Below are 26,066 nucleotides of genomic sequence, written 5' to 3'. Positions count from 1 at the left end.
TCACCCCCTCCGGTCGAGCGGAGCCTCGGGCACGAGACCCGCCTCGTACGCGAGGATCGCGGCCTGGACCCGGTTGCGGAGGCCGAGACGGGCGAGGATCTGGCTGACGTACCCCTTGACCGTGCCCTCGACGAGGTGCAGGCGCCGGGCGATCTCGGCGTTGGACAGGGCGGCCCCGACCAGCGCGAGCACCTCCCGCTCACGCTCGCCGAGCTCGGCCACCAGAGCGCGGGCGGCGGCCTCCGTGCCGAGCGGGCGCGCACGGAGGCGGGTGATGACCCGCCGCGTGACGGTGGGGGAGAGATAGGCGCCGCCGGCGGCGACGGCGCGGACCCCCGCGATCAGTTCGCGTGGATCACCCGACTTGAGGAGGAAGCCGGACGCGCCGGAGCCGAGCGCGCTCGTCACGTAGTCGTCCTCGTTGAACGTCGTGAGCATCACGACGGCGACCTCGGGGAGGACGCGGCGCAGCTCGGCGGCGGCCGCCAGACCGTCGAGGCGCGGCATCCGGATGTCGAGCAGGCAGACGGCGGGACGGTGGCGCAGGGCGAGGTCGACGGCCTCGTGCCCGTCGGCCGCCTCGGCGACGACCTCGATGTCACCGGCCGTCGCCAGGATGCCCGCGATACCGGCCCGGATCAGTGCCTCGTCGTCCGCCAGCAGGACGCGGATCGTCCCCGGCTCACCGCTGCTCATGCCGGGACGTTACCAACGGCCCGCCGCCGGGACCGTACGGCGTGGACGAGACGGGCGGCCACGACGGCGACGGCGGCCAGCGCTCCGGTGACGGCCCAGACGTACAGCGCGGGCCAGACATAGGTGAACTGGTTTAGCGTGCCCACCCGGTTGAGCACCACCGTGGCCAATGCCGGCAGCCCGAGGTAGAACGCGACGGGCAGCGCGTACGGCGCCAGCCGCGCGACCATCCGCCACGCGGGCCGGCCGGTGCGACGGCGGGTCCAGCGGGGGGCGCGTACGACCCCGGCCAGGCCAAGACCCAGGTTGAGCAGTGACAACGCGCCCAGCCAGGGGTCCACCGACGTCGTGAAGGGCGCGGCGTCCGTGCCGGTCCGTCCCTCGATCAGGTCGACCAGGCCGTCGCTGATGATCAGCGCGTCGTCGCCCGAGATCATCCCCGTGTTGGTGACGACCGCGATGCCGTACCCGCTGCCGGGCAGGACGGTCTGCGCGGAGTTGTGCGTGAGCAGCCAGCCGGTGTGCCGCAGCATCGGCGCTCCTCCGGGGGTCCGCTGGGCCGCCCAGCCCATGCCGTAGGTGCTGCCGCCCACACCGGACGGGGTCTGGGTGGCCTCGACGAGGTCCCGGGAGATGACGTGGCCGGCGCCGGTCTGCGTGACGAGCCACCTGGCCAGGTCGTCCGCCGTGCTGACGACGCCGTAGGAGCCGTTGACGAACCACTTCGGGTGCGCGCGCTCGATCACCCGGCCGTACGCGCGGACGTAGCCGGCGGCCGCGCCGGGCAGGTCCTCGGTGGTGTCCACCGTGCGGGTGGACGCCATGCCGAGCGGCGTGAACACCGTGGCGGCCATGAGATCGGCGAACGGCCTGCCCGACACCACCTCGGCCAGCCGTGCCGCGACCGTGTAGTTGGGGTTGTGGTACATCATCCGGGTGCCCGGCGCCGCCGCCAGCGGAGCCGTCCCGAGCATCGCGACGGCGCCCTTGAGATCGTCCGGCGCGGGGAGCGTCATGTCGGGGAAGGTCCGGTCGCTCATGCCCGAGGTCTGCTGGAGCAGCTGCCGTACGGTGATCCGCTGAGCCCGGGGATCGGCCATGGTGAACTCCGGCAGATACCGGCGGACCGGGGTGTCGAGGTCGATCCTGCCCTCGTCGGCCAGGCGCAGCACCGCGAGGGCCGTGAACGACTTGGACACCGAGGCGAGCGGCATCGGGGTGTCCTTGGTGATCGCCTCGCCGCCGGCCGTGTGGCCGTGACCGGCGGCGTACACGACGTGGTCGCCCTTGACGACCGTCACCACCGCGCCGGGCAGGTCCGTGCGCCTGATGTAGTCGCGCACGTACCGGTCGACGGACTCCGTGGTCAGGCCGGGCTGCCCGGCCGGGCCTGTCGTCCGCGTCGCGGTGTCCACCGTCGTCGTCGTCCCAGTCGTCGTCCCGGTCGCGGCGTTCGCCGTCGTCCCCGTCATGAGCAGCAGCACACCGGCCAGGCCGGCGGTCGCGGCGATCCTGCGCATCCGCACCGTGTTTCCCTTCCGAGCTTTCCGTTCGCGGGTCACGACGGTAAGAGCGGCCGGAGGGGCGGCACAGCGGGCGATCGGGAGGTCCTCACCTGACTTTCGTCAGGTCCTTGATCGGGCGAGTCAGCGGCGGCCGAACCACCGGAGGAAGGAGCGCTTCGCACGCCTCTCCGGAGCAGCCGCGGGGGTGGGCTTCCTCTCGGTGGCCGGATGCAGGGCCCGCCACTCGGCGGCGATCTCGTCCACGTCGATGAGCGGCTGCACGACGGGCGGACCGGACAGGGGCCGTCGGTAGCTGTCGCGGATCTTGACGTTCATCTCCTCGGCGATCCGGCGCGCCTCGGCCTCGGTGCGCGCGCCGAGCGCCTCCGCCCTCGCCTCCTCGGCCTCCTTGCGCAGCGCCAGCGTCCCCGGCAGCGGGAACGACAGGTTCTCCGCCTGCATCTTCTGCTTGATCCACCACATGTCGTCGTGCGGCTTGCCCTGGCCGGGGATGGGCTTGCCGGCGCCCGGCAGATCGTCGAACTCGCCACGCTCGGTGGCCTCGCGGATCTGCCGGTCGATCCACGACTCGAAGCCCACTCCGAGGGGCTTGCGTTCGGTCACGGCCTCACCTCGCAACGACGTGGTCGGCATCCTCCTGCGAGGATAACTTTCCACCGTGATCGGCCAGGGGCAGGGGGACAAGGCAGGGCAGGGATGGCAGGGGGCAGATCAGGGGGCCCGCAGCAGGTCGATCACCCCCGTGGTGCCCTCGTCGGCATGGCCGTCCGCGAGCCGCCGCTCCATCAGGGTCATGAACGGCGTGAGCAGCTCAGGGCTGACCTTCTGCTCCTCCGCCGTCCGCAGCAGGGTCGCGTTGCCCCGGACCATCATGGCCAGGTTGGACGTGACGTCCTTCGTGTAGTCGCCGCTGTCCAAGTGGTCGGCGACGCCGTACGCGTACGGGGCCATCGCCGTCAGCCAGCCCACGACGAGATCGGCGAAGCCCTTCGGGGGGATCTCCTCGCGGACGAGCGCGAAGGCGTGCGCCACCCCCGCGAACATGCCCGTCATCGCGCTCAGCAGCGCCACGTCGTGGAGGGCGGCGAGCCCGGGGTCCTCGCCGGTGTAGACGGTGCCGGCGGGCACGGCCAGCGTGCCCGCGTGGGCCTCGAACACCTCCCGGGAGCCGCTGTAGAAGACGTAGGCGCCGGAGCCCGCCGCACCGATCATGGGCGGAACCGCCATGACGCCGCCGTCCAGGAAGCGTGCGCCGCGCTCCCCGGCCCACCGCGCGCGGGCCCGGGCCTCCTCCGGGGTGCCGGTGGTCAGGTCGACCAGGTCCTTGCCGGACAGGTCGGCGTCGGCGAGGGCCTCGCCGACCGAGGCGTGGTCGAGCAGGCAGACGACCACGAGATCGCTCGCCGCCACGGCCTCGGCGGCGGTCGCGGCGACACGGGCGCCCGGCAGCGCCTCGGCCCTCCCCGGGGTGCGGTTCCAGACGGTCAGGGGGTGCCCGGCGGCGAGCCAGGCGCGGGCGAGCGCGCCGCCCATCGCGCCCAGCCCGAGGAGGGACAGCGGAGACTTCTCAGCGTTGTGGGTCATGCCGATTAGGCTGGTCACGAGCCCCGAGCCGATCAAGTACGCACTTCCAAGTGGGTGCTTACCCCGGGGTGAGCGAACAGCCAGGAGGGGGTGGGGCATGCGGACCGCACGGCGTCCCGGAGCGTCCGGATGCGGCATCGACGCCGCGATGGAGGTGATCGGCGGGAAGTGGAAGAGCTCGATCCTCTGGGCGCTGAACGAGCGCGCGTGCCGTTTCGGCGAACTGCGCAGGATGCTCCCCGGCGTGACCGAGAAGGTGCTCGCCTCGCACCTGCGGGAGATGGAGGCCGACGGCATCGTGCACCGCGAGGTGTACGACGAGGTGCCGCCGCGCGTCGAATACTCCCTGACCCCGCTCGGCGTCGCGCTGAACGAGGCACTGGCGCCGCTCGGCGAGTGGGGACGGGAGCACCTCCTCGGCGGACGGGCCGATCACCACGTCGCCGCCACCTGAGACGCCGATGGGCGGCCCGGGGCTCAGGGGGTGGTCTCGTGGCCGGGCTGTCCGGGTGTGCGCCGCTGCTGCTTCAGCTCGGCCTCGTAGAGGTGCCGGATGCCTCCGGCCAGCTCGTTGCGGGCCTGACGTTCCAGCTCCTGGAAGGTCGCGTAGTAGCCGTCGTCGTACTCCTCGACGATCTGGAAGGTCCAGCGGCCCTGGATGACGTTGCGGCCGATCAGCTCGCGCTCGATCCGGTCGGCCCACTTGTCGTGCCCGGCCTGCCGCAGCAGCCGTACGGCGTTGTCGAGCTCGAAGTCCGCCGTCCCGGTGAGCTGGTGGAAGGCGTACAGATGGCCTCTGACCCGGTGGATGGTCTCCAGCGCCTTGCTGAGCCTGCCCAGCGCGTCGACGGTGACGTCGTCCAGCCCTTCGGGACGGCGGTGATCGGGATCGGGCAGGCCGGCGGGTTCCTCGCGTTCGGTCATGTCCCCACCGCTACCCCAGGTGAGGGCACCTCTACCGGTGCGATACGGCCGGGGACGATCAACCGGCGGGGCTGCCCGAGACGGACGGTTCGGCGGACGATCGGATCGTGGCCAGCGCGCGTTTGAGGTCCCGCGACGACAGCACGAGCTTGTACATGATGGCGGCCTCGAACAACAGCAGCAGGCCGGCCGCGCCGATCGTGACCGGGATGACCGCGCCGGTCAGCGGGCCGATGATGAACACGGCCATCTGGAACTCGATGCCGCTGACCAGGTGCGTGCGGATGCGGTGCTCACGCAGCCATTCGCGCAGGCCGGGATACCAGGAGAAGCGGTCGCGGAACTCCTTCTGCAGGTCCACGGCGTCCGTCAGGCGGATCCTGATCTCGTCGGGGTCGTTGTCGAGGTCGTCGTGCGACAGGGACGCCGGCAGTGCGACCGGACCGCCGCCCGCCGACTCCTCGTAAGCCTGTCGCAGCGCCCGGCGCATCTGGCGGCGGACCTTCGCGATCTGCAGGGCGTCGACGTAACGCAGCATGTCGAGGAACACCACGGCGATGCCGAGGGCCGGGTAGACGTCCTGCCCCGTCGCGTCGTACTGCCCCCACATCAGGGCGGCCGTGCAGGCCAGCACGCGGATGCGATCGAAGACGTAGTCGAGCCAGCCGCCGAGGACCGTCCCCGTCCCCTTGAGCCGCGCGATCTTCCCGTCCATGCAGTCGAGGACGAAGCTCACGTGATAGAGGACGGCCCCGGCGACCAGCCACGGCCACTCGGCCCGCAGGAAGCACCAGGCCGAGCCCAGACCGAGCACGAAGGCGCCCCAGGTGATCTGGTTCGGGGTGACGGACGTGCGGTTGGCGGTCGTCACCACCAGCCTGCCGGCCAGGGGATCCACCAGGAAAACGGTCCACCAGGCGTCGCGTGCCTTGTATGTCCGAGAGCGTACGTCATGCAGTGTGAACGTCATTTGGGGGGCTTTCTCATCTATGGAAGATTTGCGGGAAAACGTCAGAAGTCGTCATCCAGATCTTCCGTTTCGTCCGAGTCGTCATCCTGGTCGAGCGCGTGTGAGTCGTCGCCCAGATGCAGATCATCGGCGTCGAGCAGCGTCGCCATGTGCTGGAGAAGCATCTTAAGCATTTGTATGCCCTTTGCCCGGCGTTTGTTGTTTCCACTGCTCATCAAAGCATCGCCCGGCGACCCCCGTCGACTTTTTCCACAGGCCGTCGGCGTATGAGGAAATAGCCAGAAAAAGCAAATTCCGACTTTTTCGGTATTTCTACGTTCGCCGTACGGCTCAGGCGACGGCGCGGGCGAGATCCGAGAGCCACCGCTCGTGGTTCGCCCTGAGCATCGGCTCCCGGTAGAAGAGCGGCAGCAACGGGCCGGCGAGCGACTCCTCAACGGTAATCCTGGTGCCCCCGCCCTCCAGCGGTTCCAGGACGTGCCGGTCCACCGCCCTGTAGCGGCCGAGGAAGGTGCCCGTCCAGGTGAGTTCCCGTGCCGGTTCGACCACGGCGAACCGTGACCGCAGGGGCACGCCGTTCAGCCTCCACCGGAAGGACGCGCCGGGACGCACCTCGCCGAGTTCGGTGATCCGGATGCGGGAGGCCCATGACGGCCACGCCCGCAGGTCGGCCATGACCTCCCAGACGCGGTCGGCGGCCACGTCCACGACCAGGTGGGAGGAGGAGATCAGCTGGGCGTCGGGGTCGACGCGTCCCCGTGCGGCGTACTCCTCGTGCAGGACGGCGGGGGGCGGGCCCGAATAGAGCAGCGACACGGAGGTCTCCAATTGAGATACGTGCTCTTCAACGAGAGCGATGCTCTCTCTGGCGCGCCTGTCTGTCAAGAGCAGTGCTCTCTGGACCGTGACACACGGGAGGACGCGGGCCTCAGAGGCGTCGCCGGCGGAGCTCCGGAGGAAATGGCGTCGACGTGGCCGTGGCAGGCCACCTAGGGTGCGGGCCATGACGGACAGCTCCGATACGGGCCGGTGCGACTGCGGCGCCGCCGCCGGTCCGCTGGGCGAGTGCGTGGACTACTACTACGCGATCCTGGCCGAGGAACAGGCCGATCCCCGGATGTACCAGTGGCACACGGTCGTGGTCTGCGCGTATCTCCTGCAGCACCCTTCGCGGGGCCACGAGAAACACCTCGACGTGCAGTTCCGCATGCTGCAGCTCTATCTGGACAAGGGCCTCGACGCGCTGCTGCGCGTGGCGGCGCATCAGGTGGCGCGCAACAAGCACGGGGTGCGGTCGGGCTACGACATGGCGCCTTTCGCGGCGTACGCCCCGCTCCCACAGGGCGTGTCCCCCGGGCCCTTCCGCGCGGGCTTCTCCGGGATGTCGTGCGGGGACGGCAGCTTCGTGTCCGACGGGCACGCGGCGTACGGCGAACGCATACACGCCGTCGCCGAAGCGACCGTGGAGTCATGGACAAGCGGCACGGCCTGAAAGCACGCGGCGCTCCCACCCGGGGTCGTACGGACCGGGGGTGGAAGCGCCGTGGAGAGCGGACGGCCTATCCCTGCAGGGCGTCCTCGGCGGCCGTCGGGGAGGCCGAGGGCGTGGGAGTGGCGGAGGCCGACGCCGAGCCGGCGGGCAGCGCGCTGCCGCGCTTCCACTGGTTCCAGCTCAGCTGCCAGTAGCTCCAGCCGTTACGCCAGTCGAGCTTGCGCTTGGTGCCGGTGACCTGGATGACGTCACCGCGCTGGCTGATGCCGTAGAACCACTTGGCTCCCGCGGGGGTGGCGCGCACGCACCCGTGGCTCTGGTTCGACTTGCCCAGGAACTGGTAGTCGCCCGCGCTCTGGTGGACGTACTCGCCGCTGTCGGAGATCCGGACCGCCCAGGGGATCTCCAGCTTGTAGTAGAGCGGGTCCTTGGGGTCGGTGACGCCGAGCCAGGACGAGGTCATCGTCTCGACCCGCTTCTTGCCCATCGCGAGGTGCACGCCGGTGGTCGTGAGGTAGACGTCGACGCCGCCCCGCCGCAGGCCGCCGCGACCCGCGCTGATCGGGATGGTCTTGGCGAGCTTCCCGTCACGGCGCACCTTCATCACGTGCCTCTTGGTGTCGACCACCGAGATGTTGGCGGTGCCGACGGCGAAGCGGCGCGAGACGTCCTTGGCGGCCTGGTTGCCGGGGATCTGGCTCAGCCTGGCGGTGAACAGGACCTTCTGGTGCGGCTTCCAGTAGGTCTTGGTGCGATAGACGACCTTGCGGTCGGAGACCCAGCGCCATGCGCCCTCGGCCGGCTTCTCGGCCTGGACCTGCAGCACGGCTTCGGCGGCCGCCCGGTCGCGGACCGTCCGGTCGAAGGTGACGATGATCGGGAAACCGACGCCGACCCGCTCGACCTTCTCCCCCATGGGGGTGATGTCGGCGATGCCGAGCTTCGGCTTGCCCGCCTTGCGTACCGTCCCGGACGCGGCGTGCGGGGCGCTCGCCGCCGTCGCCTTGGACGCGTCCCGGGCCTGAGCGGCCGGAGCCTGAGTGGCGGTACCGGCCGCACCAGTGACTGATGCGGCGGGAGTGGGTGTGCCTCCCGCCGAGCAGGCCGTAGCGACGGCGATGGCGGCGACGGAGAGTGTGACGTGGGCCGCCCGCCGGAGGGTGTTCACGGTCTACTCCTCATAGGGGTGTTTCACAGCGGTTTGCACTGACTTGGAACGTGTGAAACCGCTGTTTTGTGCGACCGATTTCGTAACGATCATGTAACGCCGGGATGGGCGATACTGTCGGCGCATGCGTTCCCATCGAGGCAGCCGTGGCTGACCGTCCGTACGGAAGGCCCGCCGCGCCGACCGACAGCACGATCGACTCCGAGGACTGGGACGGCCGCGACCTGTCGGGGGAGAGCCACCGCAACGTCGCCTTCGTCCGGGTGGACATGACCGAGGCGTCGGGCCGGGGCGCGGAGTTCTTCGAGTGCACCTTCCGCGACGTCCGGTTCAACGTCTCGGAGCACACCCACTCCGCGTTCGTGAACTGCACGTTCGTCAGGTGCTCGTTCTTCGACGCCGCCTTCACCGGATGCAAGCTCGTCGGCAGCGTGTTCGACGGCTGCACCTACGACCTGCTCAAGGTCGAGGGCGGCGACTGGTCGTTCACCGGCATGCCGGGGGCCGACCTGCGCCGCGCCTCGTTCGTGGACGTGCGCATGCGGGAGGCCGACCTGACCGGCGCGCGGTGCGCGGGAGCGACGATCCGCGGGACCGACCTGTCCGGCGCCTGGCTGCACCGGGCCGACTTCTCCCGCTGCGACCTGCGCGGCAGCGACCTGTCCTCGCTCGACCCGCGTACGGCCGAGATCGCGGGCGCGGTCATCGACGTGCCGCAGGCCGTCACGATCGCCACCTCGCTCGGCCTCGACGTCCGGTAGCCGCCGCTGCGCCAATCCGGGCCCCGGCTCCTACCCTCGGACCCGCCGCGGCGCCCCTGCCGTACGATCGGCCGCGTGCTGCTGATGAGGCTGGACGCCTATCCCGATGGGCCGGGAGTTCCCGCGCGGGACGAGGAGGAGGCGCTGCGGGTCGCCGCCGCGGCCTTCCCCGGCGCGGACCCCGTCGTCGCGGTGGACGAGGACGACCCCGGCGCGCCCCTCCGGTTCCTGCGCAGGGACGTCACCGGGGCGTTCGTGGCGGTCCAGGCGCGTCCCCCGATCGCCGAGGCGCTCGGGCTGCTGCCGCACCCCGAGGGCGGGTGGTATCGCGAGACGTGGCGGGCGGCGGTCGCCGTCGAACCCCCGGGGTACGGCGGCGCGCGGGCGACCGCGACGGGCATCTACTTCCTGCTGGAGCCGGGCGAGGAGTCCGTCTGGCACGCCGTGCGGTCGGACGAGGTCTGGCTGTGGCACCGGGGCGGGCCGCTGACGCTCGTGCTCGGCGGCGCCGGTGAGCGGCCAGGCCGGGAGGACGTGGTCGTCCTGGGCCCTGATGTGGAGAACGGGCAGGTCCCTCAGGCGGTGGTGCCCGCGGGCACCTGGCAGGCGGCCCGTCCGGCGGGGACGGAGGGCGTGCTGGTGAGCTGCGTCGTGTCCCCCGGCTTCGACTTCGCCGACTTCACCGCGCTGTAGGCCGGCCGTCCCGTCGTATACGGAGAGTCGAGGAAGCCGGGTGATAACCGTACGCGCGCACGGGTAGAGCGAGCACGGGTAGAGCGAGCACGGGAGGGGACCGGGGTGCGGGACAGGGATCGCTGGGTGCTGACCGACGGAGAGTGGACGGCGAGCGCGAGCGAGCGGGACCGCACGGTCGCCGACCCGGCGACGGGGGAGCCGGTGGGCGACTTCCCCGCGGGGTGCGTCGAGGACGTGGAACGGGCGGTCGACTCGGCCCGCCGTGCCCAGCCCTCCTGGGCCCGTACGGCTCCCGCCGAGCGGGCGGCCCGCCTGCACCGCATGGCCGACCGGATCGAGGCCCGCGCGGACGAGCTGGCCGAGCTGGTGACCAGGGAGATGGGCAAGCCGATCGGCGACAGCCGCGGCGGTGTGGAGGCGGGGATCGGCACGCTGCGGCAGTACGCCGAGCTGGGGCCGCTGCACCGGGGGCGGAGCCTGCAGGGCGGGTGGAACGCCACCGACCTGATGGTGCACGAGCCGCGCGGGGTGGTCGCGGTGATCACGCCGTGGAACGACCCGGTGGCCATCGCCTGCGGGCTCGTCGGCGCGGCCGTGGTGACCGGCAACACGGTCGTGCACAAGCCGTCGGAGCGTACGCCGCACACCGGGGCGCTGCTCGCGGAGCTGATGGCGGCGGAGCTGCCGCCGGGCGTGCTGACCATGGTGCCCGGGGACCGGCACCCGGGTGAGGCCCTGGCCGCGCACCCGGGCGTCGACCTCGTCGCGCACGTCGGCTCCACCGCCGCGGGCCGGGCCATCGCCGCCGTGGCCGCGCGCACCGGCGCCAGGACCCTGCTGGAGAACGGCGGCAAGGACCCGCTGATCGTGGACGCCGGGGTGGACGTGAAGTGGGCCGCCGGCCAGGCCGCGACCGGTTGCTTCGCCAACGCCGGGCAGATCTGCACCTCGGCCGAGCGTGTCTACGTCCACCGCGCGGTCGCCGAGGAGTTCCTCGCCGCGCTCGTGCAGCGGGCCGAGGAGCTGCGCATGGGGCCCGGCGTGGACGAGGAGACCACGCTCGGGCCGCTCGTCGACCGGGCCCAGCGCGACGTCGTGGACCGGCACGTACGCGGCGCGATCGAGGCGGGGGCGCGGCTGCTGACCGGCGGGTACGTGCCCGAGGGGCCGGGCGCCTTCTACCCGCCGACCGTGCTGGCCGACTGCACGGAGAACATGGACGTCATGCGCGAGGAGACGTTCGGCCCTGTCGCGGCGGTGCGGGTGGCCGAGTCGTTCGACGAGGCACTGGAGCTGGCCCGCGAGTCGCGGTACGGCCTGGCGGCCACCGTGCTCACCCCGTCGATGGCCAACGCCCAGCGCGCCTGGCGCGAGTTGCCGGTGGGCACGGTCAAGGTCAACGCCGTCTTCGGCGGGGCGCCCGGCGGCGCGGCCCAGCCGCTGGGCTCCAGCGGGCACGGCTTCGGGTACGGCCCCGAGCTGCTCGACGAGATGACGCACACCAAGGTCGTGCACCTGAGCCCCCTGCCCTGACCCGCTGTGCCGGGACTCGTCGCCCCGGCCCGGTGATGACCATGAATGGACGAGTTCCAGCTTTGACCCGACATTGGGCGCCGGCCGCGTGATCGGCGCCGGTCGGCTGCCTAGCGTCTTCCTCGTAGGATCCGTGACCTCGGGGGAGACTCATGATCACCTGCTTGGCCGCCGCGGCCGTCGCCGCGACCCTGATCGCCGGACCGGCCGCGTCCGCCGACCCCGCGCCGCCCGCCGGCCCGTCCGGGGGCGGCGTGACACCGGCCGCGGCGCCGCCCGACACGGTGGTCCGGAACCCCGATGACGGCCCCACCGGTCCGGGCGACGGCCCGGATGACGGGCCGGATGACGGGCTGGATGACGGGCCGAGGTACGCGCCCGTGGCCATGCCGATCGCCGCCGGTCCCGCTCCCCTCACCAGGCCGGCCGGCGAGCCGAAGCAGGCCGTCTACCACATGAAGGGCAAGGACGGCGTGCGGCACGACGTGGTGGTCGTCCCGATCTCGGACGACCCCTCCAAGCCGATCACACTGCCCGACTTCGGGTTCCAGAAGTTCCAGGTGACGGACAAGCCGTACAACCACAAGGCGAAGCAGCACCGGGGGAAGAAGCACCGCCACGGCGGCAAGGCGCACCACCGCCGCAATCACCGTCACCGCTGACGGGCGTCCCATCGGGAAAGGCCGCTTGCCCCCACGGAGCGGGTTCCGCTCGGTACGGTTTCCTCATGATCGCCGAATTGGGCAGCCGACTCTCCGGAGAGCGCGGATGACGGCCGCGACGACCGTGACGACCGGGCCGGCGCCGTTCGACCCGGCTCGTCCGCTGATGGGTGTGGAAGAGGAGTACGTCGTCGTCGATCCCGCCACCCGGGCGGCGGCGCCGCGGGCGAGAGAGGTGGTCGGACGGGCCGCGGGGGCGCTGGGCGAGCGGACGAACACCGAGATCACCCTGTTCCAGGTGGAGGCCAAGACAGGCCCGCACGCCGGGGTGACCGGGCTGGAGGAGGACCTGCGCCGCACGCGGGAGGCGGTGGCGGCGGCCGCCCGCGAGGAGGGGCTCGCCCTGGTCGCATCGGGCACGCCGGTGCTGGGCGACGTCGTCCCGCCGCCGATCATCGACGGTCCCCGGTATCAGGTGGGCATCGAGAACTACCGCGCCCTGCACGACGAGCAGAGCATCTGCGCGGGTCACGTCCACGTCCACCTGCCGGACCGGGAACGCGCCGTGCTGGTGGGCAACCACCTGCGGCCGTGGCTGCCGGTGCTGATCACCCTCATGGCCAACTCGCCGTTCTGGATGGGGCGGGACACCGGGTACGCGAGCTGGCGCACGCTGTGCTGGACCAAGTGGCCGGTGGCGGGCCCTCCGCCGTACTTCGCCTCTCTGGAGGAGTACGAGCGGCTGACCGGCGCGCTGGCCGAGGCGGGGGTGCTGGTGGACCCCGGGACGATCTTCTGGGACGTCCGCCCCTCGGCCAGGCTGCCGACGATCGAGGTCAGGGTGACCGACGTGCCCGCCACCGCGGCCGAGAGCGCGCTGCTCGCGATGGTCGTACGGGGACTGGTGATGACCGCGCTGGAACGGGTGGAGCGCGGCGACCCCGGACCCGAGCCGTCGCCCGAACTACTGCGCGCCGCGTACTGGCAGTCGGCCAGGGACGGCCTCGACGGCCACGGCATCGACCCGCTCACCGGCGTGCGCCGGCCCGCCCGCGACCTCGCCGACGCGCTGCTGCGGCACGTCACCCCGGCCCTGGAGGAGACCGGCGACCTCGCCGAGGTGACCGCGCGGCTGAAGGTGCTGTACGCGGCCGGCACCGGGGCGGCCCGACAGTGGGCCGCCCACGCCCGGCGGGGCCGCGCCGAGGACGTGGTGGACCACCTCGTCGCGCAGCTGCTGGCCTGACGGAGGCGCCTAAGCGCCGGGAAGCAGCGATGCCAGGAACGCGCGCAGCGGCTCCACGTGGCGGACGGGGTCGCGCCACTGGGCCAGGAGGTCCTCGAGCAGGTGGCGCTCGGCGACCTGCTCGCCTCCTCGCCACGCCCGTACGACCGGGTGCAGGAAGGCGCTCTCGTGCGCCCGCTCGGGCACCGGATGCCGCTTGATCGCGAACACGTCGGCGTGGGCGTCCCTGGGACCCCAGCGCAGGGTGACGGTGAAGGCGAGCGGAGCGTCCCCGAAGCGCTCGACGGCGTAGTCCTCGGGCAGGTCGGCGTAGTGCGTGACCCGGCCGTCCGCCACGACGTAGACGTCGCACAGGTACTCGAACTGGGTCCACAGCGCCGAGCTGTAGTTGGCCCGCTCCAGCATCGCCGAGGTGAGCTGGGCGGCGTCCACCGGCAGCGTCCGGTGCTCCAGCTCCGCGCCCTCGTACCGCTCGGCCAGCAGGGCCGCGAGCGTGCGCAGGTTGTAACGGAACCCGTCGATGAACGCCGACGAGGCGCGTTTGAAGTCGCGCGCCTGCATGAGCGTGCCGGCGAAGTAGAGCCCGTCCACGTTCGCCGACTGGAAGTCGGGCCGGACGGCCGGCATCCGCCCGTTCGGCGCGAGGTCGGGCAGGCAGGACTCTCCGAAGATCGAGCGGTCCATGGTGAAGCCGGTGCAGCGCAGGACGGTGTCGTATTCGAGCACCGTGCTCTCGTCCTCGGCCAGCGTGTAGGTGATCGCCGCCTTGAACCGCTCGCCCTCGCGCCACAGCCGGTCGACCCGGCACTCCAGCACGCCGTGCAGGGTCTTGAACCAGTAGCTGTCCAGCAGCGCGCCGTACTGGCCGCGCACGTGGCCCGGGTGCTTGCTCGTCCAGGCGAGCCGTACGGGGCTGGGACTGGCGAGGTGGATCACGGCGGCGTGGCCGAGCATGGCCTGGGCGGTCTCGAACGCCGAGTTGCCCTTGCCGATGATCAGCACTCGCTGGTCGGTGAACTCCTCCCCCCGGACCGGCATGTCCTCATAGCCCCGGGCCAGCTCGATGCCGGGGATGTCCGGCACGTACGGCCCGCCCCAGCCGGCCGCGACGATGACGCACTCGGCGTGGAGCACCTCGCCGGCCGCGTGCACGGCGAACAGCCCGTCCGCCTTCTCGATCCGTTCCACCGGTGTGGAGAAGCGCACGTTGAGGCCGTGTTCGCGCTGGAAGTCGGTGAGATAGCGCACGAGGTCGTCGGCGTGCGGGAAGTACTCCTGCGAGTAGCGGGGGAACTGCAGGTCCGGGGAGTCGTTGAGCAGGGAGTTCCAGTCCCAGCGCAGCGCGATCTCGGGGTCCTTCTCGCTGATGTGCACCTTGTTGAGCGAGATCAGCCGGCGGTGGCGGGGGTAGCGCCGGAAGAAGGCCGCGGGCGCCGCCTCGCGCTCCAGCACGAGGTAGTCGGCGCCCGCGCGGTGCAGGAAATAGGCGAGTTGCAGGCCCCCGGGGCCCGCGCCGACGATCAGGTAACGGTGCGCCCGTCCGGCCGGGCCTGTGTCCGCCATCAGTTCCGGGACTCCGCGGCGCCGTCGGTGTAGCCGGTCGCGACGATCTTCTCCGCCATCGCGGCGTACGCCGCCGGATCTTCGGGAGCGACCGTGCCGAGGCCGTCGACGTACCGGTTGAACATGCAGAAGGCGGCGGCGATGAGGACGGTGTCGTGGATTTCCAGGTCGGTGGCGCCCTCGGCGCGGGCGGCGGCGACCTGTTCCTCGGTCACGTCCCTGCCGCCGCGTTGTACGGAGGCCGCGATGCGCAGCAGCGCCCGCATCTTGGGCGTCACCGGCGCGGTGTCGAGGTCGGCGAGCACCTGCTCGACCAGGTCCATCCCCTCGGGGAGCTGCGCGGCGGCGAAGGCGGAGTGGGAGGAGGCGCAGAACCGGCACTGGTTGAGCGACGAGACGTAGGCGGCGATGAGCTCGCGCTCTCCCTTGGTCAGCGTGTGGGCCGCGCGCAGCAGCACCTCCGCCAGCGCGTTCATCGGCGTGGCGGTCTCGGGCCGGTAGCCGAACAGGCCGAGGATGCCGGGCTCCTCGGTGGGCAGGGTGATATGGGGCATCCTCACTCCTCGGACTGGCGGGCGGGCGGGAGGCGACAGAAGGGGACGGCGGGGATCGGGACGATTCCGGACCGGTCGAATAGCGATTTCCGGCGGTATCGCGAGAAGAAACGGCCCGCCGAATGCTCATGATCCTTACTCCTCCACATCGATGTCAACGGGCGATTCGGGTGTGTCGGTGAATCGCCAGGTCCGGGCCGTTTTCCTGGTGGGGTTAGCGCACTCTGGCCTTGTGGTAAGTCCGTTCTCACCGCGATGTTCGCTGACACTGTTCGAGGCACGGCGCCGGCACAATCACCCGAATAGGCCAACCCCAATACGGAGGGTGCGTAATGTCGGAACACCCCAATGTGATCGTGGTGCGGGAGAGCTACGACGCCCTGGCCAAAGGAGACCTCGATTACCTCAGGGGTACCCTGCTCGCCGACGACGTGGTATTCCACGTCCCGGGCCGCGGCGCCCTGGCCGGCGAATATCGCGGCAAGGACGAAGTGGTGAACTATCTCGCCCGGCTCGGTGAATTGTCCGGAAACACGCTGGGATACGAGCCGGAATCATTCCTCGTCGGAGACGACAGGGTCGCCGCGGTGGTCCGTGTCCGGGGTGAGCGCGGCGACCGCCGCCTCGACGACCACGGCGTCCAGGTGTTCCGCGTGGCCGACGGGAAGATCACCGAGCGCTGGAGCTACCCCTACGACCCCTATCTCTTCGACGAGTTCTCCGCCTGACGCCGTCTCGTGGCGGGGCGGCCGGGCCGGGCGGACCGGCCCGGCCGCCCCACCCTCATCCCGCCGCCGCGAGGGCCTCGGCCAGCACCGCCACGTACCCCTGCGTGAGCCTGGCCCGTTCGAGATAGTGCTCCGGGTCGTCGGAGGCCACCGTGCCGAGGCCGTCGACGTACCGGTTGAACATGCAGAAGGCGGCGGCGATGAGGACGGTGTCGTGGATCTCCAGGTCGGTGGCGCCCTCGGCACGGGCGGCGGCGACCTGTTCCTCGGTCACGTCCCTGCCGCCGCGTTGTACGGAGGCCGCGATGCGCAGCAGTGCCCGCATCTTGGGCGTCACCGGCGCGGTGTCGAGGTCGGCGAGCACCTGCTCGACCAGGTCCATCCCCTCGGGCAGTCGTACGGCGGCGAACGCGGCATGGGTGTGGAAACAGAATCGGCAGCGGTTCAGCGCGGAAACGTAGGCGCCGATCAATTCGCGTTCTCCGCGGCCGAGCGTGCCGTCCCCGCGTAACAGGACGTCCACCAGTTGGTTCATCGGCAGCGCGGCCTCCGGGCGGAACCGGAAAAGGCCGCGAACTCCGGGCTCGTCGGTGGCGAGGGCGATATACGGTTGGGTGCCCCCGCGGTGATTGGTGTGCTGCGGCCCGGTCCGCCCGCCCTGTCGTGGAGAAGGGACGATGGACAGCTCCGTGGCGACGTTGGGGCGTGCCGCGGGCGTGGCTGTGTGTGTCATTTCCCTGACTTTCTCCTCGTGGTTTTCCTCCCACCATCAACAGTGCGAAGAGAAAGGCGGGACAACCAGGCGGAGGCGGCTCAGCAAGATGTCCGCCGCTGGCATTCTTCTGTCAATTCCCGAACTTGACGGCGTTTCTCCTGGGACGGAACGCTCGTCCCCGGTAGGACCGGTGGCTCCCGTCAGGCGGGGACGGGCACGTGGGCCGTGCTCCGGCGGCGTTCGGCCTCGGCGCGGGTCGTCGCCTCCCTGACCGGGCGCCGCACGAGCATCCCCACCAGCGTGGCGGCGGCCGCGCTGCCCAGCCCGATGACCCAGCCCGCCGGGCCGAGCGGCCGGCAGCCGAAGACCGTGCTGACTCCCGGCACCGTGACGATGAGCCACAGGACGGCCAGCGACGACAGCGACGCGAGCACGACGATCCTGTCCCGGCCGCCGCCCGAGAGCGTCTGCAGCAGCTGCGCGGACACGAGCGCGACCAGGCCGATGGTGTCCGCGCGCACGCGGGTGCCGGTCATGCGGCCCAGGATCCACGCGGCCGTCGCCGCCGCCGTCGTGACCGCCGCGCGCAGGTAGATGTCGCGGGTCAGCGACGCGCCCAGCGACGCCTCCGGGCCCTCGGCGAGGAGCTTGTCCGGGTCGGTCGAGGCGGGCGGCCGTACGGCCACCGCCATGGCCGGCACCATGTCGGTGAGCAGGTTGACCAGCAGGAGCTGCCGGGCGTTGAGCGCGCTGCCGCCCGCCAGCAGGTTGGACCCCACGGTGAAGGCGATCTCACCGATGTTGCCGCCGAGGAGGATGCTCAGCGCGTCGCGCACCGAGGTCCACATCGCCCTGCCCTCGACGATGGCGTCCACGATCGTCTCGATGCGGTCGTCGGTGACGACGAGGTCGGCGGCGGCCCGCGCGGCGGGCGTCGCCCGCGAGCCGAGAGCGATGCCGACGTCGGCCGTGCGGATGGCGGGCGCGTCGTTGGCGCCGTCTCCGGTGACGGCGACGACCTCCCCCGCCCGGCGCAGGCACGTGACGATCCTGGCCTTGTGCGCGGGTGTGGTCCTGGCGAAGACCGCCACGTCGGGCAGCACCTTGGTCAGCGTCTCGTCGTCCAGTTCGTCCAGCTCGGGGCCGGTCATGACGCGCTGGCCGTTCAACGCGTTCAGCTCGACCGCGATCGCCTCGGCGGTGCTGGGATGGTCGCCGGTGACCATGACGATCCGCACCCCGGCCCGCGTCAGGCGCCTGACGCTCTCCGCGGCCGTGGACCTGACCGGGTCGGCCAGGCCGAGGAAACCGAGGAAGCACAGCTCCTCGATGCGCGACTCGTCGAGGTCGCTGCGGTCCGAGGCGGGCCGCTGCGCGACGGCGAGCACCCGGTATCCCTGCCGGGCCAGCCGTTCCACCTCCTGCTCCAGCTCCGCGCGTACGGTCTCGTCGCAGCGGACCGGACCGGTGTCGCGGTGCACGGTGGTGCAGTGGGTGAGCACGATCTCGGGGGCGCCCTTCACACTGAGCAGGTGTCCGTGCTCGGTGCGGCCGAGCACCGCGTGGTAGCCGCGGCCCGGCTCGAACGGCATCTCGTCCACGCGCTCCCAGCTCTCGAACCCTTCGGCAGGCGTGACGTCCAGCCGCTGGGCGCCGTCGAGCACGGCGCGGTCCGTCGGGTGGGCGATGACCCGTCCCACGCCGGACTTGGGGCTGGCCCGTACGGCCGCGGCGAGGACGCGCCGCAGCCCGGCGTCCACCTCCTCGATCAGCTCCTCGACCGGGCGGCCGGCGCGCCCGTCCGACACGTGCCGCAGGCTGATGCGGCCCTCGGTCAGCGTGCCCGTCTTGTCGAAGCACAGCACGTTGACCCGGCCCAGGGCCTCGATCGTGGACGGGTTGCGCACCAGCGCGGCACGCCTGGACAACCGCCGCGCGGCGGCCAGCTCCGCCACGGTGGCGATGAACGGGAGCCCCTCGGGCACGGCGGCGACCGTCAGGCTCACGGCCGGTGTGAGCGCCGCGGCCAGCGACCGTCCGCGCAGGAGGTCGGTGACGAGCAGCACCACCCCGGAGGCTATCGAGATCGGCAGGATGCGGCTGCTCAGCTCCCGCAGGCGCAGCTCCACTCCCGTGGGCGGGCTCGGCTCGCCCGCGAGCCTGGCGCTGCGCCCCGACTCGGTCATGTCGCCGGTCGCGACGACCACCGCCCGTCCGCTGCCCGCCGCGATCGACGTGCCCAGGTAGACCATCGAGCTGCGGTCGGCGATGGCCGCCGCCACGGTCGGCGCGGCCGTCTTGGCGACGAGCTGGGACTCTCCGGTGAGCGTGGACTCGTCCACCTCCAGCCCGACGGCCTTGATGACGCGGGCGTCGGCGGGCACGGCGTCACCGGCGCGCAGCTCGATGACGTCGCCGGGCGCGAGCGCGTCCGTCGTCGTCTCGACGACTCCCTCGGGGCGGCGCAGCCGTACGAGGACCTCGGTCGACTCGGTCAGGCGGTGCAGCGCCCGGTCGGCCTTGTACCGCTGCACGCCCCCGAGGAACGCGTTGATGACCATCACACCGCTGATCAGCACGGCGTCGAGGGCCGAGCCGACGAGGGCCGATATCCCCGCACCGGTGGCGAGGGCGGGCGTGAGCGGGTTCGCGAGCTCCTCCACCGTGGCCCGGGCCAGCGAGTGCGGGCCCTCCGCCTTCTCCGGCGCGGCCTCGGTGCGGCGCCTGCCCGCCTCCTGCTCGGCGATCCCGTGCGCGGAGGAACGGAGCCGGGAGAGCACCTCGGCGGCGGACATGGCGTGCCAGGGGGTGGTGTCGGCGCGCGGCGGGGTGGGGACGCGTCCCGCGTTCTGCCCGGACCATTCGCCCAGCACGATGGCGGCCAGCGAGACGACGGCGCTCGCGAGCTGCGCCCGGCGCAGGGCCGTGGCGGCCGGGCCCGCGACGGCCAGCAGGGTGCCGACCACCGCGCCGGCCGCACCGAGCCGTACGGCGTTCCCACTGGTGGCGCGGGCGCGGGGCAGGCAGCGCAGGAACAGGTGGACGCCGTGCAGCTCGCCGGCGACGTCGGCGTCCCACGGCACGATGCCCTCCGGGCCGGTGCCCTCCGGATCGACCACCCCCACGCCGATGTCGGCCTGGGCGAGCGCGTGCCGGGCGCGGCGGGACACGACGACCACGCAGTGGCCTTCCGCCTGAAGGTCGTACACGTGCCGGCCGAGCTCGGCGCCGCCCGGCAGCGTACGGCCGATCGCGAGACGCTGCGGCAAGCCCTCCTCGCCGCCCGCGAGGAAGACGTCGCCGGCCGCCTTGGCCGCGCCGACGATGGGCACGGCCAGGGCGTCGATCTCCGGGGCGAGACCGGCGACGGCGATCCGGGTGCCGTTCCTGGACACCTCCACCGCCCGCAGTCCGCGCGACCGCCACAGGGCGGCGTCCGCGACCAGGCCTTCGGGGTCGGGCAGCGGCCGGGCCGACCAGCCCTCCAGCGTCCGGGTGCGCCCAGGGTCGGTGAAGTCGATGAGGGAGTAGAGCCGGGAGTACAGCTCGTCGGTGTCCTGCCCTTCGAGCAGCGGCTCGACACGGTCGATCGTCCACGAACCGGTGGTCAGGGCGGCGGCGTCCAGGACGACGGTGTCGACGCGGTCCATCGTGCGCAGGCAGTCGGCGTCGAAGACGACCGTGTCGTGCTTGCCGAGCGCACGGCTGATCGCGCCGGCGAACGCCTCCCGGCTGAGGTCGGCGACCCTGGGGGTGGCCGAGATGAGAACGGCGGCGGCCCGCTCGCCGCGGGCGAACACCCGGGTCACCGCGTAGGCGGCGGCGCTGATCGGGGCGACGACGTCCGCGTAGCGCTCGACCGGTCCGTGCGGCAGGTGGCACGGGCGCGGCCGGGTCGCGGCGCGGATGTGGCGGTAGGCCCCCGGGCGCGTGGCCAGCCGCTCCTCAAGGCCCTCCCAGCCGTACCGGCTGGCCCTGGTCTCGATGTAGCGGCCCACGTTCGCGACGGCCTGCACGAACAGCGCCGTGGGGCGGAGCGTGAGCGTCTGGGTGACGAGGCCGGCGGTGATGAACAGGGCGTTGGCGGGACGGCGCCCCAGCCGGAGGTCGAGCTGCTCGCGGATCACGGGGGTGGAGTTGACCAGTTGCAGCAACGCGGGCACGGTCGCCGGGAGCCGGGGGGCTCGAATCGCCTTGCCCAGGAAGATCAGCCCGATTCCGGTGACACCGGCCGTCAGCCGCACGGTCGCCCGCAGGTGCTCCTCCACGAGGTGGACGGGGCTCTCGTGGGCGTGCTCCTCCTGCTCGTCGAGCTCCGCGGTGACGGCTAGCAGCTTGTCCTGGTCGACCCGGCCCGGGTCACAGGCGACGAAGACGGCGCCGATGCGGCCGTTGACCTCGGCGCGCTCGACGCCGGGGACGGTCTCCAGCCGCTCCTCCAGCCGGCCGGCCGCTGCTTCCGAGCCGGGCCGGCCGATCCCGTGCAGGTTGATGCGCAACCCGCCGGGGCAGACGTGCACCTCACGAGGGCATGGAATCAGGTCTCGGAACGGCTCGGGCAGCACGCCGCGCAGCAGGGCCGCGGACGTGTTGAGCACCCGGTTCAGGATCACATCACCCCTCCTCGCGAGAGTCGGGGGGAACTCACGGATGAATCCCGCCTGAACCCGTATGAAGGATCAGACGCTGGTCATAACGGTCGTACGACCGTCGTCGGATACCTTTCCTCCATCCGGAGCACGAGAAACGCGGGATACGGGAAACCCGGGAGACGAGAAGCCGGGAGAACGGCAGACGCACCGCCCGCGATCGGTGCGGCCGACGGGCCCGTGGAACCGAGGGGTCAGCCGACGGTGAATGCGGGCCAGTCGAGGAGGGCGAGCAGCCTCCGCAGCGCCGGCGTGGCGTTGTGCAGCCGGATCGGCCGGCCCAGGGGCATGTCGGACAGCAGGGCCAGGGCACGCAGGCCGTAGAGGTCGATGAACTGGAGTTCGGCGACGTCCACGGATCCCGTTCCCGGCCTCGCCCACTGCCTGTGGAGGGTGTCGGCCAGCGCGTCGCCGTTGGTGAGATCGATCTGCCCGATCAGCCGTACGGAGCCGTCGTCGGAGGCGCGTACGGTCAGTTGCTTGTCGAGATAGAGCAGGTTCTGCTTGTGCAGAGCGGATTCGAAGGACCTGTTGATGGTCATCATGTCGGAGCCGCCTTCCTGTAGAGGGGCAGCCACCTCCGAGCATCACTGTCGCTGCTCGCCGATGTCAACCGAAGCGAGGTCCCCGCACCCACCCCGCCGATCACCGGCCCGCCGTCGCGTGGCCCCCGGCCTGCGCCGATGCCTGCCGGGTCGTACGGCGGGGCAGTGACGTATTTCACGTTTATCGCCCCGGATGATTTCTCAGGGCTTGTGGGCGACGGCGCCGACGAACGTGTGGTAGGTGATGCCGCGTTCGACGAACTCGCCGGGATCCGGCCGCCACTCGGCGAGCGGCACCAGACCGGGTTCGAGGAGCGGCAGGTCGCCGAAGTAGGCGAGGATCTCGTCGCGGGTGCGCCACCGGCCCGTGCCGAGGTTCTCGTTGAACAGCTTCTCAGCCGACGTGGCCTGCGCCGACACCTCGGGCATGGCGGGCCCCGGGTTGTGGAAGTGGGACAGCGCCATATAGCTGCCGGAGGGCAGGGCCGAGCGGAATCGGGCGGCGATGCCCTGGGGGTCCTCGTGGTCGTTGACGTGGTGCAGGATCGCGAACAGCAGCAGGGCCACCGGCTGGTCGAAGTCGATGAGCGCCCCGACCGCGGGGTGGTTCAGGATCGACTCCGGGTCGCGGATGTCCGCCTCGACGACGGTGGTGCTCCCGTTCGTGGCGAGCAGCGCCCGGCCGTGCGCGAGCACGATCGGGTCGTTGTCGACGTAGACGACCCGCGCCTCGGGGGCGACCTCCTGGGCCACCTCGTGCACGTTGCCCTGCGTCGGCAGGCCCGAGCCGATGTCGAGGAACTGCCGGATGCCCGCCTCGGCCGCGAGATGGTGGACGACGCGCCGGAGGAAGGCCCGGTTCGCGCGGCCCGCCGCGGGGGCGTCGGGCGCGATCTTCAACGTCGCCTCGCCCACCTGCCGGTCGATGGCGAAGTTGTCCTTCCCGCCGAGGAAGAAGTCGTAGACACGGGCGATGCTGGGTTTGCTCGTGTCGATCCTGGTCGCCGCCTGCTCGTCGTTCGCCGGGGCACCGCTCACGTGCTGGTCGTCGTCAGCCATGATCCGTCCTGCTCCCTCGCTGTACGGGTCCAGATCGCGATCATGGTAAGGCCCGCGGGGGCCGAGAGGGAGATGTTTGCGATAACTGGCATGAACGGGTCGGTCAACGGACGAGGCCGGGCGCATCAGACCAGCCGGACCCAGCGGGCCGGCCGGGATGGGTCGGCTCGAAGCCGGCCGGTCAGCCGGTCGGGCTGGATCAGCCCAGTCGGCCCGGTCGGCCCGGTCGGCCGGGGTCGCGCGCGGTCGACCGTTGAGCGGCCGTCGAGGGGACGGCCGCCCACGATCGCCGGATCAGACGCTGACGCCGACCCCGCCGCGTGTCTGCGCGCCGTACCGCTCCAGCTCCTTGGCCAGGTCGAGCGGCCTGATCTGGGTGCGCCCCGCCAGGGTCTCCTCGGTGAGCAGGTCGGCGGGCACCAGCCAGGAGACCTCGAACTCCAGCCCGTCCGGGTCCTTCGCGTAGAGGGCCTTGGTGGTGGAGTGGTCGGAGGCGCCGACCAGGGCGTTCAGCTCCGACAACTTGGTCGCGATCCGCTGCAGCTCGGCGAGCGTGTCCACCTCCCACGCGAGGTGGTAGAGGCCGACCGTCGCGCGCCCGGCGGACGACGGTCCCGCCTGCGTCCCGATCTGGAACAGCCCGAGGTCGTGGTCGTTCGAGGATCCTTCGGCCTGCAGGAACGCGGCCCCGGGGAACGCCTGCACGACGCGGAACCCGAGGGCTTCCTGGTAGAAGGCCACGCTGCGGGAGACGTCCCGCACGTACAGCACGGCGTGGTTGAGTCGCTGAACCGGCATGACGCCCTCCCGAAAACTTGAACTCTCAAGTAATTGTACATCGCCGGGTCTCCCCGGAAACTGTCGGCGGCAGGTCGTACGGTGGCCAGCGGCAGAGCCGCCAGGGGGTGGCGAGCCGCCCACCGGCGTTCCGTACGGCGCCGCAGTGGGCGGTCGGGTAACGGCGCCGGCGTCGAGGCCGGCGAAGGGGGGCGTCATGATCGTCGACAGGGCGACGCGGGAGCGCGAGGACAACCTGGTCCTGTTCCGGGCGGTGCACGAGGTCGCCGTCCGTCATGCCGGTGCGCCTTACCACCAGGTGATCGCGGCGCTGACCTCCGGCCTGCCCGGCACGCCCCGGCTGGCCGCCGACGAACTGCGGCGCATCGCCGAGGAGATCAGCCTCGGCCGCGATCCCTCGGGCCTGTGATCCCGGTATGCCCCGTGAGCCCCGGTTGCGCAACGGCCGCAGGGACGGCCAGTGGGATCTGAGCGCGCTCGAGCCCTTCGTCTTCGAGCGCGGGCAGTACGAGGCCGCTCAGCGGACCACGCTGCAGGCCACTCAGCGGACCACGCTGCAGGCCGCTCAACGGGCCACGCTGCGGGCCACTCGACGGGACGGCGGCGCTCACTAGCCCTGCAGGAGGGCGGCGGGGTCGGCCATGACCTGCTCGATCACCTGGCCGGCCGCGCCGAGGGCGGCGGCCTCGGCGCCGAGCCGTGAGACGACCACGGGCGGCACGGCGCCGCGCATCTGCCCGAGGTGGGCCTTCAGCGTGTCGGCGACCGTGTGGCCGATCCAGGGGAAGAGCGGTGCGTAGATCCCGCCGAGGACGATGGCGTCGGGGTCCACCAGGTTGACCGCCGACGACAGGGCCACGCCGAGCGCCCACGCCGCCCGTTCACACGCGGCGCGCGCGTTCTCGTCGCCCTCGCGGAGCCGGGAAAGCACCCACGACAGGCCCTGCTGCGCGGGAAGGAGCGTCTCCGGCGAGGGCGACGCGGACGCCACCGCCCCCTCCGCCCGGATCGTCCGTCCCGGAGGCGGTGCCGTCCGCCCGTGAGCGTCGGTGACCCCCGTCCCGTCGCCGTCCGTCCAGCCGCCGTCCGTGGCCCCTGCCCCGCCGCCGGCTGTGGCCCCTGTTCCGCCGTCGTCCGCCTCGGAGGCGGTGCCGTCCGCTCCGTCATCGGCTGGCGACTGGGCCGTCGCCCGGGCTGTGCCGTCCACCGGGGCCCCTGCCCCGCCGTCGTCCGGCATGCCGGAGGTCGCCTGCCTCCTCTCGCGCGCCGCACCGATCGCTTCGTCCGCGCCTTCGCGCGGCTCGTCCGCCGGCACCTGCCCTAACGCCCCCGCCTGACGCGTGCCCACGGCGGGCCCGGCCGACGTGGCGGCGCCGCGCACGGCGGTCAGGAGGGCGTCCTGCCCGGCGTACTGTTCGAGGCAGCCACGGCCACCGCAGCGGCACGGCGGGCCGCCGGGGGAGACGACGATGTGCCCGAGCTCGCCGGCCAGGCCGTGCGCGCCCCGGAAGAGCCGGCCGCGGACCACGAGACCGGCGCCGATGCCGATCTCCCCCGAGACGTGCAGGAAGTCGGGCAGGCCGGTCCCGAACCACAGCTCGCCGAGCGCGGCCAGGTTGGCCTCGTTCTCCACACCTACGGGGAAGGGGAACCGCAGGAGCGAGGCCAGCGGCACCTCGCGCCAGCCGAGGTTCGGCGCGTTGTGGACGACCCCGCTGGTCATGTCCACAGGACCCGGTACGGCCAGCACGCCGCCGACCACCCGCAGGCCTTTCTCCACAGCTTCGTCCACAACCGTGGCGGCCAAATCCCCAAGTCGAGCGATCACATCCACAGGGGCCGCGGTCCGGTTGTCCACAGCCTGTGTACGGCGCAGCCGTACCGTCCGGGCGAGGTCGACCACGCACACCGCGAGATAGTCGACGTTGACCTCGAGCCCGAGGGCGGCCACGCGCCGCCCGCTGATCCGGATTTCGACCCCGGGCCTGCCGCGCTCGCCGTCGCGCACGGTCCCGGTCTCCACCACGAGCCCGCCCTCGATCAGGTCGGCGACGAGCTTGGACACCGTCGTCTTGGTCAGGCCGGTGATCTCGGCCAGGGCGGCGCGCGTCACCGACCCGCGGGCGCCGACCGCGCCGAGGACGAGCGCCAGGTTCCGGGCGCGCATCGCGTCATGCCGCAGGGCCTGCGTCATCGC

General features: G+C 72.0%; 26 protein-coding genes. 10 read left to right on the top strand and 16 right to left on the bottom strand.

Translation table 11 applies throughout. From position 1 onward, the window contains the following. From ACWEQG_RS14760 to ACWEQG_RS14745, 4 genes are all read right to left on the bottom strand, one after another. A complete protein-coding gene (locus tag ACWEQG_RS14760) occupies positions 1–696 on the bottom strand; it encodes a response regulator (protein WP_452284861.1) in 696 nt (231 codons plus the stop codon). Beyond that, positions 693–2,216 (bottom strand): serine hydrolase domain-containing protein, encoded by a 1,524-nt coding sequence (locus ACWEQG_RS14755; RefSeq protein WP_452285112.1) that lies wholly within the window; start codon positions 2,214–2,216, stop codon positions 693–695. Before ACWEQG_RS14755 ends, ACWEQG_RS14760 begins: the two co-directional genes overlap by 4 nt. 126 nt (positions 2,217–2,342) lie before the next feature. Then, positions 2,343–2,825 carry a DnaJ family domain-containing protein gene (locus tag ACWEQG_RS14750; protein ID WP_452284859.1) on the bottom strand — a complete coding sequence of 161 codons (483 nt, stop codon included), beginning with the start codon at positions 2,823–2,825 and terminating at the stop codon, positions 2,343–2,345. Positions 2,826–2,933: 108 nt separating this feature from the next. Further along, complete coding sequence (locus ACWEQG_RS14745; protein ID WP_452284857.1) at positions 2,934–3,806, bottom strand: NAD(P)-dependent oxidoreductase; 873 nt, start codon at positions 3,804–3,806, stop codon at positions 2,934–2,936. A 97-nt stretch (positions 3,807–3,903) separates the two neighbouring features. On the opposite strand from ACWEQG_RS14745, the gene ACWEQG_RS14740 reads away from it, so the two are divergent. Continuing rightward, positions 3,904–4,260, top strand: coding sequence for a winged helix-turn-helix transcriptional regulator (locus ACWEQG_RS14740; protein WP_452284855.1), 357 nt, complete (start codon positions 3,904–3,906; stop codon positions 4,258–4,260). A 23-nt stretch (positions 4,261–4,283) separates the two neighbouring features. Here ACWEQG_RS14740 and ACWEQG_RS14735 read toward each other — a convergent pair whose 3' ends face one another. The 3 genes from ACWEQG_RS14735 to ACWEQG_RS14725 form a co-directional block, all read right to left on the bottom strand. Beyond that, on the bottom strand, positions 4,284–4,730 hold the full coding sequence (locus tag ACWEQG_RS14735) for a hypothetical protein (RefSeq protein ID WP_452284853.1): 447 nt from the start codon (positions 4,728–4,730) through the stop codon (positions 4,284–4,286). Positions 4,731–4,788: 58 nt separating this feature from the next. Beyond that, entirely contained in the window at positions 4,789–5,628 is an 840-nt protein-coding gene (locus tag ACWEQG_RS14730) for a CDP-alcohol phosphatidyltransferase family protein (RefSeq protein WP_452284851.1), read from the bottom strand. Between the two features lie 402 nt (positions 5,629–6,030). Next, the gene (locus ACWEQG_RS14725; protein ID WP_452284849.1) at positions 6,031–6,516 is read right to left on the bottom strand and encodes an SRPBCC family protein; all 486 of its coding nucleotides are present in this window, start codon (positions 6,514–6,516) and stop codon (positions 6,031–6,033) included. A gap of 187 nt (positions 6,517–6,703) precedes the next feature. Between ACWEQG_RS14725 and ACWEQG_RS14720 the strand changes: the two genes are divergently transcribed. Beyond that, positions 6,704–7,192 carry a DUF5946 family protein gene (locus ACWEQG_RS14720; protein WP_452284847.1) on the top strand — a complete coding sequence of 163 codons (489 nt, stop codon included), beginning with the start codon at positions 6,704–6,706 and terminating at the stop codon, positions 7,190–7,192. A 67-nt stretch (positions 7,193–7,259) separates the two neighbouring features. Here the strand turns inward: ACWEQG_RS14720 and ACWEQG_RS14715 are convergent, their stop codons facing one another. Continuing rightward, on the bottom strand, positions 7,260–8,360 hold the full coding sequence (locus ACWEQG_RS14715) for a L,D-transpeptidase (protein ID WP_452284845.1): 1,101 nt from the start codon (positions 8,358–8,360) through the stop codon (positions 7,260–7,262). A 146-nt stretch (positions 8,361–8,506) separates the two neighbouring features. Here ACWEQG_RS14715 and ACWEQG_RS14710 point away from each other — a divergent pair, with 146 nt between their 5' ends. From ACWEQG_RS14710 to ACWEQG_RS14690, 5 genes are all read left to right on the top strand, one after another. Then, the gene (locus ACWEQG_RS14710) at positions 8,507–9,121 is read left to right on the top strand and encodes a pentapeptide repeat-containing protein (protein ID WP_452284843.1); all 615 of its coding nucleotides are present in this window, start codon (positions 8,507–8,509) and stop codon (positions 9,119–9,121) included. 84 nt (positions 9,122–9,205) lie between these two features. Beyond that, the gene (locus tag ACWEQG_RS14705) at positions 9,206–9,814 is read left to right on the top strand and encodes a cupin domain-containing protein (RefSeq protein ID WP_452285110.1); all 609 of its coding nucleotides are present in this window, start codon (positions 9,206–9,208) and stop codon (positions 9,812–9,814) included. A 126-nt stretch (positions 9,815–9,940) separates the two neighbouring features. Next, positions 9,941–11,350, top strand: coding sequence for an aldehyde dehydrogenase family protein (locus ACWEQG_RS14700; RefSeq protein WP_452284841.1), 1,410 nt, complete (start codon positions 9,941–9,943; stop codon positions 11,348–11,350). 152 nt (positions 11,351–11,502) lie between these two features. Next, a complete protein-coding gene (locus ACWEQG_RS14695; RefSeq protein ID WP_452284839.1) occupies positions 11,503–12,012 on the top strand; it encodes a hypothetical protein in 510 nt (169 codons plus the stop codon). Between the two features lie 106 nt (positions 12,013–12,118). Continuing rightward, positions 12,119–13,258 carry a carboxylate-amine ligase gene (locus tag ACWEQG_RS14690; RefSeq protein WP_452284837.1) on the top strand — a complete coding sequence of 380 codons (1,140 nt, stop codon included), beginning with the start codon at positions 12,119–12,121 and terminating at the stop codon, positions 13,256–13,258. Between the two features lie 9 nt (positions 13,259–13,267). Here ACWEQG_RS14690 and ACWEQG_RS14685 read toward each other — a convergent pair whose 3' ends face one another. Next, positions 13,268–14,821: an NAD(P)-binding domain-containing protein gene (locus ACWEQG_RS14685; protein WP_452284835.1), complete on the bottom strand. Its 1,554-nt coding sequence runs from the start codon at positions 14,819–14,821 to the stop codon at positions 13,268–13,270. Next, positions 14,821–15,375: a carboxymuconolactone decarboxylase family protein gene (locus ACWEQG_RS14680; RefSeq protein ID WP_452284833.1), complete on the bottom strand. Its 555-nt coding sequence runs from the start codon at positions 15,373–15,375 to the stop codon at positions 14,821–14,823. Before ACWEQG_RS14680 ends, ACWEQG_RS14685 begins: the two co-directional genes overlap by 1 nt. Before the next feature lie 332 nt (positions 15,376–15,707). On the opposite strand from ACWEQG_RS14680, the gene ACWEQG_RS14675 reads away from it, so the two are divergent. After that, positions 15,708–16,103, top strand: coding sequence for a nuclear transport factor 2 family protein (locus ACWEQG_RS14675; RefSeq protein ID WP_452284831.1), 396 nt, complete (start codon positions 15,708–15,710; stop codon positions 16,101–16,103). Positions 16,104–16,158: 55 nt separating this feature from the next. Here ACWEQG_RS14675 and ACWEQG_RS14670 read toward each other — a convergent pair whose 3' ends face one another. From ACWEQG_RS14670 to ACWEQG_RS14650, 5 genes are all read right to left on the bottom strand, one after another. Then, a complete protein-coding gene (locus ACWEQG_RS14670) occupies positions 16,159–16,836 on the bottom strand; it encodes a carboxymuconolactone decarboxylase family protein (RefSeq protein ID WP_452284830.1) in 678 nt (225 codons plus the stop codon). Between the two features lie 182 nt (positions 16,837–17,018). Beyond that, complete coding sequence (locus tag ACWEQG_RS14665) at positions 17,019–21,431, bottom strand: HAD-IC family P-type ATPase (protein ID WP_452284828.1); 4,413 nt, start codon at positions 21,429–21,431, stop codon at positions 17,019–17,021. A gap of 230 nt (positions 21,432–21,661) precedes the next feature. After that, complete coding sequence (locus tag ACWEQG_RS14660; protein ID WP_452284826.1) at positions 21,662–22,012, bottom strand: STAS domain-containing protein; 351 nt, start codon at positions 22,010–22,012, stop codon at positions 21,662–21,664. Positions 22,013–22,213: 201 nt separating this feature from the next. Beyond that, positions 22,214–23,071, bottom strand: a complete 858-nt coding sequence (locus tag ACWEQG_RS14655; protein ID WP_452284824.1) for an SAM-dependent methyltransferase — start codon at positions 23,069–23,071, stop codon at positions 22,214–22,216. 294 nt (positions 23,072–23,365) lie between these two features. Beyond that, a complete protein-coding gene (locus tag ACWEQG_RS14650; RefSeq protein ID WP_452284822.1) occupies positions 23,366–23,869 on the bottom strand; it encodes a VOC family protein in 504 nt (167 codons plus the stop codon). 196 nt (positions 23,870–24,065) lie between these two features. On the opposite strand from ACWEQG_RS14650, the gene ACWEQG_RS14645 reads away from it, so the two are divergent. Further along, complete coding sequence (locus ACWEQG_RS14645; RefSeq protein ID WP_363462054.1) at positions 24,066–24,278, top strand: hypothetical protein; 213 nt, start codon at positions 24,066–24,068, stop codon at positions 24,276–24,278. Positions 24,279–24,285: 7 nt separating this feature from the next. After that, the gene (locus ACWEQG_RS14640; protein WP_452284820.1) at positions 24,286–24,483 is read left to right on the top strand and encodes a hypothetical protein; all 198 of its coding nucleotides are present in this window, start codon (positions 24,286–24,288) and stop codon (positions 24,481–24,483) included. Here ACWEQG_RS14640 and ACWEQG_RS14635 read toward each other — a convergent pair. After that, positions 24,480–26,063, bottom strand: coding sequence for an ROK family transcriptional regulator (locus ACWEQG_RS14635; protein WP_452284818.1), 1,584 nt, complete (start codon positions 26,061–26,063; stop codon positions 24,480–24,482). The genes ACWEQG_RS14640 and ACWEQG_RS14635 overlap by 4 nt on opposite strands. Positions 26,064–26,066 lie beyond the last annotated feature (3 nt).

The sequence above is a fragment of the Microbispora sp. NPDC004025 genome (assembly GCF_053604425.1).
This window is presented reverse-complemented; position numbering and strand designations above follow the sequence as displayed.